This is a genomic window from Streptomyces sp. SS1-1 (genome assembly GCF_008973465.1).
Lineage (GTDB): Bacteria > Actinomycetota > Actinomycetes > Streptomycetales > Streptomycetaceae > Streptomyces.
On the sequence record NZ_WBXN01000004.1, the window covers coordinates 1,918,191 to 1,931,990 of the forward strand.

Consider the following 13,800-nt stretch of genomic DNA (forward strand, 5'->3'; position numbering starts at 1 on the left):
CCGATCGGTCGCATCACACAACGTCGTGGCGCCGGCGCCCTATGAGGAGCAGCAGTCTTGCGCGAGTTCAGCCTTCCGGCTTTGTACGAGGTCCCTGCGGACGGCAATCTCACCGACATCGTCCGCAGAAACGCCGCGCAGCACCCGGACGTGGCCGTCATCGCCCGCAAGGTCGGCGGTGCCTGGCAGGACGTCTCGGCCACCACGTTCCTCGCCGAGGTGCACGCGGCCGCCAAGGGCCTGATCGCCGCAGGCGTCGAGCCCGGCGACCGGGTCGGCCTGATGTCCCGCACCCGCTACGAGTGGACCCTGATGGACTTCGCCATCTGGTCCGCGGGCGCGGTCACCGTGCCGGTGTACGAGACCAGCTCGCCGGAGCAGGTGCAGTGGATCCTCGGCGACTCGGGCGCCACCGCCGTCGTCACGGAGCTGGACGCCCACACCGCGGCCGTCGAGTCGGTGCGCGACCGGCTCCCCGCCCTCAAGCACGTCTGGCAGATCGACGCCGGCGGCGTCGAGGAGCTGGGCCGGCTCGGGCAGGACGTCGCCGACGCCACCGTCGAGGAGCGCGGCTCGCTCGCGAAGGCCGACGACCCGGCGACCATCGTGTACACCTCGGGCACCACGGGCCGCCCCAAGGGCTGTGTGCTGACCCACCGCAGCTTCTTCGCCGAGTGCGGCAACATCGTGGAGCGGCTGCGGCCCCTGTTCCGCACCGGCGAGTGCTCGGTCCTGCTCTTCCTGCCGCTGGCCCACGTCTTCGGCCGCCTGGTGCAGATCGCCCCGATGATGGCGCCGATCAAGCTGGGCACCGTCCCGGACATCAAGAACCTGACGGACGAGCTGGCCGCGTTCCGGCCGACGCTGATCCTGGGCGTCCCGCGGGTCTTCGAGAAGGTCTACAACTCGGCCCGGGCCAAGGCGCAGGCCGACGGCAAGGGCAGGATCTTCGACAAGGCGGCGGACACGGCGATCGCGTACAGCCGGGCGCTGGACACGCCGTCCGGGCCGTCCGTCGGCCTGAAGGTCAAGCACAAGGTCTTCGACAAGCTGGTCTTCAGCAAGCTGCGCGCGGTCCTCGGCGGCCGCGGCGAGTACGCGATCTCCGGCGGCGCCCCGCTGGGCGAGCGACTCGGTCACTTCTTCCGCGGCATCGGCTTCACCGTCCTGGAGGGCTACGGCCTGACCGAGTCCTGCGCGGCGACCGCGTTCAACCCGTGGGACCGCCAGAAGATCGGCACGGTCGGCCAGCCGCTGCCCGGCTCCGTGGTGCGCATCGCGGACGACGGCGAGGTGCTGCTGCACGGCGAGCACCTGTTCAAGGAGTACTGGAACAACCCGGGCGCCACCGAGGAGGCGCTGGCCGACGGCTGGTTCCACACGGGTGACATCGGCACCCTCGACGAGGACGGCTACCTCCGGATCACCGGCCGCAAGAAGGAGATCATCGTCACCGCGGGCGGCAAGAACGTCGCCCCGGCCGTGATCGAGGACCGCATCCGCGCGCACGCGCTGGTCGCGGAGTGCATGGTCGTCGGCGACGGGCGGCCGTTCGTGGGCGCGCTCGTCACCATCGACGAGGAGTTCCTGGAGCGCTGGTGCGCCGACCACGGCAAGCCGGCCGGTTCCACGGCGGTGTCGCTGCGCGAGGACGCGGATCTGCTCGCCGCGATCCAGTCGGCGATCGACGACGGCAACGCCGCGGTGTCGAAGGCGGAGTCGGTGCGCAAGTTCCGTATCCTGCCCGCCCAGTTCACCGAGGAGTCGGGCCATCTGACGCCGTCGCTGAAGCTCAAGCGGAACGTGGTGGCGAAGGACTTCGCCGACGAGATCGAGGCGATCTACCAGAAGTAGGCGCTCCCCCGGAGACAGACAAGGGCGCGGTGTCCCCCTCGGGGGCCCGCGCCCTCGTGCGTCCGGCGGGACGGCTCAGAGCAGGGCTTCGAGCCGCTCCGCCAGCAGGTCCCAGCGCCACTTCTCCTCGACCCACGCCCGGCCCCGCTCCCCCATCCGGGCCCGCAGTCCGGCGTCCCCGAGCAGCGTGACGATGCGGTCGGCCGCGTCCCGCGGGGAGCCGCCGGGCACCACCCAGCCGGTCTCCCCGTCCAGCACGGCGTCCGGCGCCCCGCCGGAGTCGCCGGCCACGACCGGCAGCCCGGTCGCCGACGCCTCCAGGTAGACGATGCCGAGCCCCTCCACGTCGAGACCGCCCCGGCGGGTGCGGCACGGCATGGCGAAGACGTCACCGGCGCCGTAGTGCGCGGGCAGCTCGGACCAGGGCACGGCCCCGGTGAAGCGGACCGAGCCGGCGACACCGGTCTCCCGGGCCAGCCGGCGCAGGTCCTGCTCGTAGGGGCCGCCGCCGACGATGAGCAGCACGGTGTCCGGCTCGGCGGCCACGATGCGGGGCAGCGCCCGGATCAGGGTGTCCTGGCCCTTGCGGCGCACCAGCCGGGACACGCACACCACGACGGGCCGGTCCGTGAGCCCGAGCCGGGCCCGGACCTCGTCGCCGCCGGAGCCGGGGTGGAAGGTCTTCTCGTCGACGCCGGGCGGCAGCTGCACCATCCGCGCGGCCGCCTCGGGTGTCAGGGCCCGGGCGATCCGTGAGCGGGTGTACTCGCCGAGGTAGGTGATCGTGTCGGTGCTCTCCCCGATGCGGCCCAGCAGCTGCCGGGCGGCGGGCAGCTGCGCCCAGCCCGCCTCGTGGCCGTGGGTCGTCGCCACCAGCCGCTCGGCGCCCGCCCTGCGCAGCGCCGGCGCCATCAGGCCGAGCGGCGCCGCCGCCCCGAACCACACCGACGTGCAGCCGTGCTCCCGCAGCAGACCGGCCGCCCGCCGGGTCGCCCCCGGCGTCGGCAGCAGCATCGTCGTCCGGTCCCGGACGACCGTGAAGGGCTGCTCGGCGTCGAACGCGGCGGTGGCCTCGGCGCCCTCCCGTCCGCGCTTCCAGGTGGAGGCGTGGACGACGAGGCGCTCGGGGTCGAGCCTCAGCGCCATGTTGTGCAGGAACGCCTGGATGCCGCCGGGGCGGGGCGGGAAGTCGTTGGTGACGATCAGGGTCTTGTGCATCGCCGCCGACCCTATCGAAGCCGCCATACGCGGCCCGGCCCGGCCGCGTATGTGGCCCGTGCCCCGCCGGACAGGACATCATGTCCCTTCGAGCCGGACATCGAACGGAACGGACGGGGTTCTGGTGGAGACGACGGGCACGCGGCGGTCCCTGGCGTGGCTGGTGGGCGTCTGGGGTCTGACCAGGACGGCCCTGCTGCTGTTCGTGTTCAAGGTGTACGTCTTCCCCGGCCCGGACGTCACCAGCGACGTGTCGGTGATCTACCACGGCTGGTACGAGGTCCTGCGCACCGGCGCCTTCCCGCTGGACGACGTCACCTGGCAGTACCCGCCCGCCGCCGCCCTCGCGGTCCTGGCACCCGCGCTGGTCTTCTGGCTCGACTACACCTCGGCGTTCTTCGTCCTCGCCTTCTGCGCGGACCTGGTGGTCCTGCTGCTCCTGCTGTACGCCGGACTGCGCCCGGGCCGTCTCGTCCGCGGGGCCTGGGTGTGGGTGGTCGGCGTGCCGCTGCTCGGGCCGACCGTGTACGCGCGCTACGACGTGATGGTGACGGCGGTCGCCGTGGCCGCGCTGCTGGCCGGCGCGCGGCGGCCCGCGCTGATGGGCGCGCTGACCGCGTTCGGCGCGATGCTCAAGGTGTGGCCGGTGCTGCTGCTCGTGGCGGTCCGCCGGCGCGGGGTGTGGCTGTGGGCGGCGCTGACGGCGGGCGCCCTCGCGCTCGGGTTCGCCGTCGCCATGCCCGGCGCGTTCGCGTTCCTGACGTTCCAGCGCGACCGGGGCACGGAGGTCGAGTCGCTGGGCGGGCTGGTCCTGCACGTCGCCCGGCAGCACGGCTGGGACGGCCAGGTGCTGCTGAACTACGGCTCGGTGGAGTTCCTCGGCCCGTACGTCGACGTCGTCAGCACGGCCGCCCTCGCCCTGAGCGCGCTCGCGTTCGGCTGGCTGCTGCTGTGGCGGCTGCGGGCGCGCCGGTTCGCGCCGCACACGCTCGCCGACGCCGCGTTCGTGGCGGTGCTGATGTTCGTCACGACCAGCCGGGTGATCAGCCCGCAGTACCTGGTGTGGCTGGTCGGTCTGGCCGCCGTGTGCCTGTGTTTCCGCGCCAGCCCGATGCGCCTGCCGGTCTCCCTGGTGCTCGCCGCGTGCCTGGCGACGGTCCTGGAGTTCCCGCTGTGGTTCGCGCACATCGTGGCGAGCGACGCCCTCGGCGTCACCCTGCTGTTCCTCCGCAACGGCCTGCTGGTCGCCGCCACCGTGCTGGCGGCCCGCGCGCTGTGGCGCTCGACGACCGGGCGGCCCGCCCCGCTGCCGGTGCCGCGGCGGACGGAACGGGCCCGTGAGACGTCCCTGCCCTCCTGAGGCGCTAGGCTCAGCCGAACTCGGCGCGCAGATAGGCCCGCCAGTCCTCGGTGAACCGCTCCGTCGAGGTGCCGAGCACGTCCTCCAGGGCGTCCGCCACCGCGCCCGCGCGGCCGTCGTGCGCGCCGACGGCCCGGTAGAACGCGGCGAGCCGGTCCTCGCCCCAGCGCCCGGCGATCATCCGGCAGGCCATCCAGCCGCTCTCGTACGCCTGGGCGAGGCGCCCTGCCTCGCCGGTGAAGCCGAAGTCCGCGTCGGCGGGGAGCGCGGCGGGCACCCGTCCCTCACGGACCGCGCGGGCCAGCTCGGGCGCCGCCTGGGCCGGGGTGCGGGCGCCGCCCAGGTAGCCGATCCAGTCGGCGTAGCCCTCGGAGAGCCACAGCGGGGTCGCGGGGGTGGTGTGGGCCCGGGTCGCCACATGGGTGGTCTCGTGGGTGAGGACGACCTGCCGGCCGAGGTCGCCGAGGACGCCGTACGCGTCCGGGTTGACGATGATCCGGTCCGCGGGGGCCTTCGCCGGGCCGCCGGTCTCACCGGTGGTGACCGCGGCGATCCCCCGGTACGAGGACTCGGGCGAGCCCAGCAGCGCCGCCATGCCGGTCAGGGACTTCGGGACGAGGACGACGACGTGCCCGGACCAGTCTCCGTCCCAGGCGCGGGACACGGCGGGCACCGCGTGGTCGGCGAGGCGCGCGAATCCGCGCAGGTCCTCGTCGGACCTGCCGACGCCCAGGACGAGGCTGTGGTCGCCGCGGACGGCCTCGATGCGGCCCTGGTCCCACAGCTGCGCGGCGGAGCCCTCGGCGGGCCGGTCCGTCTTCACGTACCAGTCGCCGTCGGTGTCCCGGCCGAGGGCGAGGGTGCGGCCGGCGGTGACGGGCGCCCGGTCGTAGCCCTCGACGCGGTAGCGCAGCTCGGCCTCGGCGACCGCCTCGTCGCCGTCCCGGCGCAGCCCGGTGACGCGGTAGGACCAGTCGGCGAGGGGCACCTCGCGCAGATGCGCGGACCAGTCGCCGGCGCCGGTGCGCAGATACGCCGTCCGGTCGTGGTGGAGGAGCGCGGCGGCCCGCCGGTCCAGCAGGTGCTGCACGTCGGCGCGGGTGCCGTCGGCGCCGGGCCGCCCGCCGCAGCCGACGAGCCCGGCGAGCAGCAGGCAGAGGGCGACGACGACCCCTGTTCCCGGCACCCGCCTGCGACCAGCCATTTCCCGATCGTACGGCGGGCCGGGCGCGGAGGTCAGACCCTGGTGACGGTCGCCCCGGGGATCATGCCCACCGGGTCGTAGCGCACGGGCGCTCCCGGGTAGGGCGCGTGGATCACCTGGCCGTTGCCCATGTACATCCCGACGTGGCTGGCGTCGGAGCGGTAGGTGACGATGTCGCCGGGCCGGGCCTCGGAGAGCGGGACCTGCCGGCCGGCGTACCGCTGGCCCTGCGAGGTGCGCGGCAGGGCGACGCCGGCCTGGGCGTACGACCACTGGATCAGGCCCGAACAGTCGAAGCCGGAAGGCCCGTTGGCGCCCCACACGTACGGGCGGCCGAGCGCGGACTGGGCGGCGGCGACGGCGGCTGCGGCGCGGCCCGAGGCGGGCAGGGCGTCGCCGAAGCCGGGCAGTTCGGCCCGCCCTGAGCGGGAGACCCGGTCGTAGGCGGCGCGGTCGGCGGCCGTCAGGGAGTTGAGGAGCCGGCGGGCCTGGGTGAGCTTCCGCTCGACGGTGCGCTTGTGCGCGACGACCGACTGGCGGCTCTTGTCGAGTTCGGCGAGTTTCCCGGCCGCCTCGGAGCGCTCTTGGGCGAGTTCGCGCATGGCGTCCTGGAGGTCCTTGAGCTCGCCCGCGTGGTGGGCGCTGATCCGGGCGAGCGTGGCGGCGCGGTCGAGGTAGTCGGCCGGGTCGTCGGAGAGCAGCAGGGCGAGGGACGGGTCGACGCCGCCCGAGCGGTACTGGGCGCCGGCCAGCGAACCGAGCGCGTCCCGCTTGGAGTTGATGTCCTGCTGCTGGCGGGCGATGCGGTCCTGGGCGGTCCTGACCTCGGTGCGCAGCTTCTCGGCGCGCTCCTCGGCCCGGTTGAACGCCTCGGTGGCCTTCTCGGCCTCCGTGTAGAGGCGGTCCACCTCGGCCCGGGTGTCGTCGTGCGGCGCGGCGACCGCCGGTACGGCGCCGAGGGCGGCGGCCGCCGCGGACAGGACGCACAGCGCTGTGCCGGTGCCCCGGTCGAACCCGGGTGATGCAAGGCGACGATGGGACCCCACGGGAAGCCGCGCTCCTTCCGCTGGCGGACAACGACTGCTCCCCCGGCGTCGGGGGAAACGCGGCAGACAGTAGCTCCGTGCGCGGGGCGGCGGCCAACGGCCGTCGGGGGCGCATACCGTGACGCCCCGCCTCTGACGCAGGTCATGGGCGGGGCGCGGGGTCAGGCGGCGGTGCCGTAATTAACCCGATCGGGCGGCACCCGGTGTTGATCTTGCGGGGTGCTCCGGGTCAGATCCGGACGCCGAACTGGAACGGCATGTTGTTGATCGACTCGTAGCGCACGACCGTGCCGGAGCGCGGGGCGTGCAGGATCTGGCCGTTGCCGGCGTAGAAGCCGACGTGGTGCAGGTCGCCGTAGAAGATGACCAGGTCGCCGACCTTGAGCTGGGACTGGCTGTAGATCCTGGTGCCGTAGTTGGCCTGCGCCTGCGAGGTGCGCGGGATGCCGACGCCGGCCTGGGCGAAGGCCCAGGAGGTCAGGCCCGAGCAGTCGAAGGAGGACGGGCCGGAGGCGCCGTAGACGTAGGGCGAGCCGATCTTGCTCTGGGCGGCCTGGAAGGCGGCCATGGCGCGGCCCGAACCGGGGGCGGTGTTGCCGAGGTCCACGCGGTCCGAGGCGGAGCGGCTGGCGCGGGCGTCCTCGGCGGCGAGGGCGGCCTTCTCGGCGGCGGTGAGGCTGTTGAGCAGCTTCTGCGCCTCGCCCAGCTTGGCCTGGACTTCCTTCTTCTTCTTGCCCAGCTCGGTGCGGGTGGAGGAGAGGTCCTTGAGCTTGTCCGCGGCCTCGGCGCGCTGCTGCGCGAGCTCGCGCTGCTTCTCCTGGATCTTCTTCAGCGACTCGACCTGCTGAGCGCTCAGCTGGTCCATCGTGGACGCCTTGTCCAGGTAGTCGTCCGGGTCGGCCGACAGGAACAGCTGGACGGAGGAGTCGATGCTGCCGGTGCGGTACTGCGCGGCGGCGGCGAGACCCATGGCGTCGCGGAGCTCGTTCAGGTCCTCCTGGCCCCGGGCGACGTTGTCCTGGATCGTGGAGATCTCCTTCTGGAGCTTCTCCTGCTTCTCCTTGGCCCCGTTGTACTTCTCGGTGGCCTGCTCGGCCTGCTCGTAGAGGGCGTCGACCTTCGCCTTGACCTCGTCCTTGCTCGGCTTCTCGCTGGGTGCCGCGTTGGCCGCCTGGGAACTGATGGCCACGGCGGCGGCTGCCGCGGTGGTGAGCACGGTCACGCGTGCACGGCTCGGCTGCTTGGGTCGACGGTGGGACGCCACGGAGGTGAACTCCTTCTTCTGAGTGATCACCCGCTCGGAGGTTCGAGGCCAGACCCTAGTGACCCTCTTGTGATCAGATCAAATCCTCACCCGAAAAATCTCGCCCCAGCCGTCATTCTTTACACACAACTCACAGGTCGTCACGTGGGATTGACGCTGGGTGGCGCGACCGGCCCGTCAATTCGGGCATTAGGCCTGTACGTTGCCGCTTCAGGACAGGCGCTTGAGAAGTACCGCAGATGCCACCGGGCGTGCGCCGGCGCGCGCGACCCCGTCCGCGACCTCGCGGTCCGTCGAGGCGACGATGACCGGGCGGCCGGGCGGCTCGGCGCGCACGAGCTGCCGGATCAGCTCGTCGGCCGTCACCCCCGGCTTGGAGAAGAGCACCCGCACACCGCGCGGCGGCGCCAGCAGCACCGGCGCGGCCAGCTCGGCCCCGTCGAAGACACACGTCACCTCGGCGCCCGTCTGCGCGGCGAGCTGCGAGAGCTGGCCGAGGAGCCGCAGCCGCTGCTTCTCCAGCGGCATCTGCGGATAGCCGGTCTTCGTCACGTTGTAGCCGTCGACCACCAAGTGCGCCTGGGGCAGGGCGAGAAGCTGGTCGAGGATGGCCGGATCGTGCTCGGACAGCGCCCGCGCGGCGATGTCCTTCGGGGTCATCCGCCCCGGCTCGACGGCGTCCACGGTCTCGGCGGGGCGCACCGACACCGGCGGCAGGGCCAGTTCGCGGCGCAGCCCCTGCGTGGCGTCCAGCAGGGTGTCCAGGAGGAGCCGTACGCGCATGTCCTCCACGCTGCGCCCCTCGCGCGCGGCGCGGCGCGTGGCCTCCAGGGCCGCCTCGGCCTCCGCGAGCCGCGCCTTGAGGCGCCGGGTCTCGCTCTCGGCCGCCGACACCTGGGTGCTCCCCTCGGCCCGTACGGCCTCCGTCTCGGCCTGGGCCTTGCGCAGGGCCGCCTCGCCGCGCTTGACGTCGCTGAGGGCCGAGCGCAGCTTGCGGTGCAGCGACTCGGCCTCCTTCTTCGCCGCGTCCAGCTCGGCGCGCAGCCGCTCGGTCTCGTGCCGCGTGTGCTCGCGGGCCTGCGCCAGCTCCTCGCGCAGCCGCTCCAGCTCGGCGCGGCTCTCCTCGCCGGCCCGCTCGGCGTCGGCCCGCTGGGCCTCCTCGCCGGCCGCGGTGACCAGTTTGACCCAGCCCGCGGGCCGCAGCACATAGGCCGCGGCCGCCACGTCGAGCGGGTCCGCGGCCGCGGGTGCCGAACCGGAGTCGAGGGCGCCGGTGAGCTCCGGCTGGGCCTCTCTGAGCTTCTCCCCGATCCGCTGCCGGAACAGCGGATCGGTCTCCAGCGCGGCCGCCATCGCGTTCCCGGCGAACTTGGCCCGCCGGTTCGGCGCGAATCTGGCGTACTGCCGCAGCTGCGCGGGCAGTTCGCCCACGGTCAGTCCGCCGAACCCGTCGGACACGATCTGCACGACCCTGCGGCGCACGCCGTCGGGCAGCGGACGGTCGAGCACCTCAGCGGCGCCGTCGTCCGGCCCCCCGCCTTGTGTCTCCACCATCCGTCACCCCCATACGTGTGCGGTGCCGTCCCTGTCAGGAATCGGCGCCCGGCCTGTCCACGAGCTCCACCTTGTCCACGGCGTTGCACCAGCGGCAGCGCACCGACTCGATCGTCTCACTGAGCACCTCGCGCTCCTCGACCTTGGGCTCGCCGGCCAGATCGAGGTGGACGTACTCCACGACCTTGGACGAACGCGTCACGTCGAAGCGGGTGAGGTTGCCGCAGAGAGTGCAGCGCCACCGCGTCGTCTCGGTGGGCAGGGGAACCGTCATCGTGACCGCGCTCTTTCCTTCTAGGCCTTCTATTGTCCGCGACGCCCCGGGCCGCCGGGGCGTGTGGCTCGTAACCCTACGGCCTGGCGGGTACTCGCCGCCCGTCTGTCCACGGCGGCGAGGCGGTCTGCGGGAGTGCGTCCCGTTACGTCATGCTCTGTAGCCATGATCCGCACCTGGCGCCCGGCGCGCTCCCCGGCCCGGTCCGGCACCGCGGGCCGCAGACCGTCGGCGCCGGTCACCCACACCCTGATCGTCCTGTGCGCCGCGCTGTTCCTGGCCGGCCCGGCGGCCGGGCTCAACCCGGCGTTCGGCTCCGGCGAGGAGCTGCTCGCCGCCCAGCGGTCCTACTTCCACCGCTGGGGGGTGGTGCCCGCAGAGCTCTTCACGGGCGCGCCCCGGGCGGCGCTGACCCCGCTCACGGCCCTGTTCGTGCACGGCAGCTGGGTGCACCTGCTCGGCAACATGCTCTTCCTCTACGTCTTCGGCGCGATGACCGAGGAGCGGATGGGCCGGGCGCAGTTCACGCTGTTCTGCCTGGGCTGCGGCTATCTGGCCCTGCTGGGCTACGCCGCCGCGAACGACGACTCCACCCAGCCTCTGGTCGGCGCGTCCGGGGCGATCTCGGCGGTCCTCGGCGCGTTCCTCTTCCTGTTCCCCACGGCACGGGTGACAAGCCTGCTGCCGTTCCTGCTCTTCCTGCCGCTGCGCTTCCCCGCCTGGGTGGTGCTGCCCTTCTGGGTGGCCGTCCAGTGGGTCGCGGCGAGCCGGGCGGGAGCGGGGCCGGGGGTGGCGTATCTGGCGCACCTGGTGGGCTTCGGCCTGGGCTTCGGCTACGCGTGGGCGCGCTTCGGGCGGCGCACTAGAGTGAGGAGCACCCGAGCTCCGGCCCCCGAGGGAGAGAACAAGCCGTGATCACCGCGATCGTCCTCATCAAGACCAGCGTGGACCGGATCCCCGAGATCGCCGAGCGGATCGCGTCGCTGGACAGCGTCAGCGAGGTCTTCTCGGTCACCGGCACCTACGACCTGATCGCCATGGTGCGGGTGAAGCGGCACGAGGACCTGGCGGAGGTCATCCCGGGCCGGATCAGCAAGATCCCCGGCGTCGAGGGCACCGACACGCACGTCGCCTTCCGCACCTACTCCCAGCACGACCTGGAGGCCGCGTTCGCCATCGGCCTCGACAGCTGAACCCGAAGGCCGGGTCCCCGGCGGCGCCGCGCGCCGCCGGGCACGGATCGCTCAGGCCGAGGTGTCCGGCACGCAACGGCCGTTCTCGGTCCGGTACTTCCACCGGGCGCCGTCCGTCACCAGCTCCCGCACGGCCGTGACGAACCGCTCGACGTGCTCGTCCGGCGTCCCGGCGCCGAAGCTGACCCGGATCGCGTTGAGGGACTTCTCGCCCGGCGCCGCCTCCGGGGCGCCGCACTCCCCCTGGGTCCCGGGGTCGCCGCCCAGCAGGGTCCGCACCAGCGGGTGCGCGCAGAACAGGCCGTCGCGCACGCCGATGCCGTACTCGGCGGACAGGGCGGCGGCGAAGTGGGAGCTGTTCCAGCCCTCCACGACGAAGGAGATCACGCCGACACGCGGGGCGTCGTCACCGAACAGCGACAGCACGCGCACCTCGGGCACCTCGGCGAGACCGGCCCGCACCTTCTCGATCAGGTACCGCTCCCGGGCGACCAGGCCGTCGAAGCCGGCCTCGGTGAGCGCCCTGCAGGCGGAGGCGACGGCGTAGGCGCCGATGACGTTCGGCGAGCCGGCCTCGTGCCGGGCGGCACTGTCGTGCCACTCGACGTCCACGCCCCCGTCCTCGCGCCGGGTCACCGAGCGGCTGGCGCCGCCGCCCGCGAGGTACGGCTCGGCATCCCGGAGCCAGTCGGAGCGGCCCGCGAGCACACCGGAGCCGAACGGGGCGTACAGCTTGTGCCCGGAGAAGGCGACCCAGTCGACGTCCAGGTCGCGGACGCTCACCGGGTGGTGCGGGGCGAGCTGCGCGGCGTCGAGGACGATCCGGGCGCCGTGCGCGTGCGCGGCCGCCGCAAGCTCCCGTACGGGCCACAGCTCGCCGGTGACGTTGGAGGCGCCGGTGACGCAGACCAGGGCCGGGCCGTGGGGGTCGCGGTCGGCCAGGGCGCGCTCCAGGGTCCGTACGGCCTCGCCGGGGGTGCGGGGCGCGTCGAGGTAGGTGACATGGGCGTCGCGCCACGGCAGCAGGGAGGCGTGGTGCTCGGTCTCGAAGACGAAGACCTGGCAGCCGGCCGGGAGCGCGGCGGCGAGCAGGTTGAGCGAGTCGGTGGTGGAGCGCGTGAAGACGACCTGGTCGTCGTCGCGGCAGCCGAGGAAGCCGGCGACGGTCCGGCGGGCGTTCTCGAACAGGTCGGTGGAGAGCTGCGAGAGGTACCCGGCGCCCCGGTGGACGCTGCCGTAGTACGGCGCGTAGGCGGCCACGTCGTCCCAGACGCGCTGGAGGGCGGGGGCGCTGGCCGCGTAGTCGAGGGCGGCGTAGGTGACCTCGCCACCGGTGACGAGCGGGACGGTGACGTCGCCGCCCAGAACGGGCAGCGGGGAACAAATGTCCTGGACGGAGGCAGCGCTGGACACGGACATGACGGAACTCCCGTGAGAGGAAGGGGAAGGTGAAAGAGGGTGTGCGGAGGCGGGGCTCGGCGGCCCTATCGCATTCGCTTGCTCACGGGAGACTCCTCGACGACCAGGATCCCTGGAATCGTGAGGGATCCGCGCTTGCCGCAGACCTCGCTGCCTGCGGCCTGGTCTTCACCCGGGGCACCCCGCCACGGACGGAGGGTTGCCGGACAGTCGGCCGGGGCCTCATGACTGTCACTCATGACCTGGTACGGGAACGTACGCGAGATGATCGCCGTCCCGCAACCCATGTCCGGATCGCGGGACGGCGTCTCGGGCGCCCTCTGGTGCGTCAGGCGTTGCTGGCGGCCACCCAGCGCTCCAGCGTTCGCTTGGCCGCGCCGGAGTCGATGGACTCGGCGGCCTTCGCCATGCCCAGCCGGATCTGCTCGGTCAGCGGCGCGTCTGTGGGCTCCAGGGCGACCAGCGCGGCGGCCGAGTTGAGCAGGACGGCGTCCCGCACGGGCCCGCCCTCCCCCTCCAGCAGCCGCCGGGCCACCTCCGCGTTGTAGGAGGCGTCGGCGCCGCGCAGGGCCTCCACCGGCACCAGCTCGATGCCGACGTCCCGCGGGTCGAAGCTCTCCTCGCGGACGGCGCCGTCGCGCACCACCCACACCCGGGAGGTGGCCGTCGTCGTCAGCTCGTCGAGGCCGTCGTCGCCGCGGAACACCAGCGCGGAGGAGCCCCGCTCGGCGAGGACACCGGCGATGAGCCCGGCCATCCGGGTGTCGAAGCAGCCGACGGCCGAGGCGCCGACCCGTGCCGGGTTGGTGAGCGGGCCGAGCAGGTTGAACGAGGTCGGGATGCCGAGGTCCCGGCGGACCCCGCCGACGAAGCGCATGGAGGGGTGGAACTTGGCGGCGAAGCAGAAGGTGATCCCCGCCTCGTCGACCACCCGGGCCACCCCTTCGGGGGACAGGTCCAGATTGATCCCCAGCTTCTCCAGCACGTCGGAGGAGCCGCTCGCGGAGGACGAGGCGCGGTTGCCGTGCTTGACGACCTTGGCCCCGGCCCCGGCGATCACGACGGCGGACATGGTGGAGATGTTGACCGTCTTGGCCCGGTCGCCGCCCGTGCCCACGATGTCGACGGCCGGCCCCGGGATGTCCAGGGGCTGCGCGTGCGCGTACATGGCCTCGACCAGGCCGTTGATCTCCTCGACCGTCTCGCCCTTGGCGCGCAGGGCGACCATGAACCCGGCGATCTGCGCGTCGGACGCCTCGCCGCTCATGAAGCGGTCCATCGCCCAGGCGGTGTCGGCGGCGCTCAGGTCCCGGCCGGCCAGCAGGGCGCTCAGTACCTCGGGCCAGGAACGGCCCGCCGCGGTGTCGCCTCCAGCGGGGGTCACAGCGCTCATCAGCCGCTCCAGGGTCAGGTG

12 protein-coding genes and 1 riboswitch are annotated in these 13,800 nt (G+C 73.2%); of the genes, 4 read left to right on the top strand and 8 right to left on the bottom strand.

The window, feature by feature from the left end; translation table 11 throughout:
- Positions 1-57 precede the first annotated feature (57 nt).
- Positions 58-1,854: an AMP-dependent synthetase/ligase gene (locus F8R89_RS09945; protein ID WP_151783635.1), complete on the top strand. Its 1,797-nt coding sequence runs from the start codon at positions 58-60 to the stop codon at positions 1,852-1,854.
- 75 nt (positions 1,855-1,929) lie between these two features.
- On the opposite strand, the gene F8R89_RS09950 is transcribed toward F8R89_RS09945, so the two are convergent.
- A complete protein-coding gene (locus F8R89_RS09950; protein ID WP_151783636.1) occupies positions 1,930-3,072 on the bottom strand; it encodes a glycosyltransferase family 4 protein in 1,143 nt (380 codons plus the stop codon).
- Between the two features lie 124 nt (positions 3,073-3,196).
- On the opposite strand from F8R89_RS09950, the gene F8R89_RS09955 reads away from it, so the two are divergent.
- The gene (locus tag F8R89_RS09955; protein WP_151783637.1) at positions 3,197-4,432 is read left to right on the top strand and encodes a glycosyltransferase 87 family protein; all 1,236 of its coding nucleotides are present in this window, start codon (positions 3,197-3,199) and stop codon (positions 4,430-4,432) included.
- 10 nt (positions 4,433-4,442) lie between these two features.
- Here the strand turns inward: F8R89_RS09955 and F8R89_RS09960 are convergent, their stop codons facing one another.
- From F8R89_RS09960 to F8R89_RS09980, 5 genes are all read right to left on the bottom strand, one after another.
- Positions 4,443-5,636 carry a hypothetical protein gene (locus tag F8R89_RS09960; protein WP_151783638.1) on the bottom strand — a complete coding sequence of 398 codons (1,194 nt, stop codon included), beginning with the start codon at positions 5,634-5,636 and terminating at the stop codon, positions 4,443-4,445.
- Positions 5,637-5,668: 32 nt separating this feature from the next.
- On the bottom strand, positions 5,669-6,682 hold the full coding sequence (locus F8R89_RS09965; protein ID WP_151783639.1) for an NlpC/P60 family protein: 1,014 nt from the start codon (positions 6,680-6,682) through the stop codon (positions 5,669-5,671).
- 229 nt (positions 6,683-6,911) lie between these two features.
- Entirely contained in the window at positions 6,912-7,946 is a 1,035-nt protein-coding gene (locus F8R89_RS09970) for an NlpC/P60 family protein (RefSeq protein ID WP_151788051.1), read from the bottom strand.
- A gap of 210 nt (positions 7,947-8,156) precedes the next feature.
- Positions 8,157-9,500, bottom strand: coding sequence for an NYN domain-containing protein (locus F8R89_RS09975; RefSeq protein ID WP_062674848.1), 1,344 nt, complete (start codon positions 9,498-9,500; stop codon positions 8,157-8,159).
- Positions 9,501-9,534: 34 nt separating this feature from the next.
- Positions 9,535-9,774: a hypothetical protein gene (locus F8R89_RS09980; RefSeq protein ID WP_151783640.1), complete on the bottom strand. Its 240-nt coding sequence runs from the start codon at positions 9,772-9,774 to the stop codon at positions 9,535-9,537.
- Between the two features lie 165 nt (positions 9,775-9,939).
- Between F8R89_RS09980 and F8R89_RS09985 the strand changes: the two genes are divergently transcribed.
- Both F8R89_RS09985 and F8R89_RS09990 read left to right on the top strand, forming a co-directional pair.
- On the top strand, positions 9,940-10,689 hold the full coding sequence (locus F8R89_RS09985; protein WP_151783641.1) for a rhomboid family intramembrane serine protease: 750 nt from the start codon (positions 9,940-9,942) through the stop codon (positions 10,687-10,689).
- Positions 10,686-10,967: an Lrp/AsnC family transcriptional regulator gene (locus F8R89_RS09990; protein ID WP_062674842.1), complete on the top strand. Its 282-nt coding sequence runs from the start codon at positions 10,686-10,688 to the stop codon at positions 10,965-10,967. Before F8R89_RS09985 ends, F8R89_RS09990 begins: the two co-directional genes overlap by 4 nt.
- Positions 10,968-11,018: 51 nt before the next feature.
- Here the strand turns inward: F8R89_RS09990 and F8R89_RS09995 are convergent, their stop codons facing one another.
- A complete protein-coding gene (locus F8R89_RS09995; protein WP_151783642.1) occupies positions 11,019-12,386 on the bottom strand; it encodes an aminotransferase class V-fold PLP-dependent enzyme in 1,368 nt (455 codons plus the stop codon).
- A 126-nt stretch (positions 12,387-12,512) separates the two neighbouring features.
- Positions 12,513-12,629, bottom strand: a riboswitch (SAM riboswitch).
- 85 nt (positions 12,630-12,714) lie between these two features.
- A complete protein-coding gene (trpD, locus tag F8R89_RS10000; RefSeq protein ID WP_151783643.1) occupies positions 12,715-13,779 on the bottom strand; it encodes an anthranilate phosphoribosyltransferase in 1,065 nt (354 codons plus the stop codon).
- Positions 13,780-13,800 lie beyond the last annotated feature (21 nt).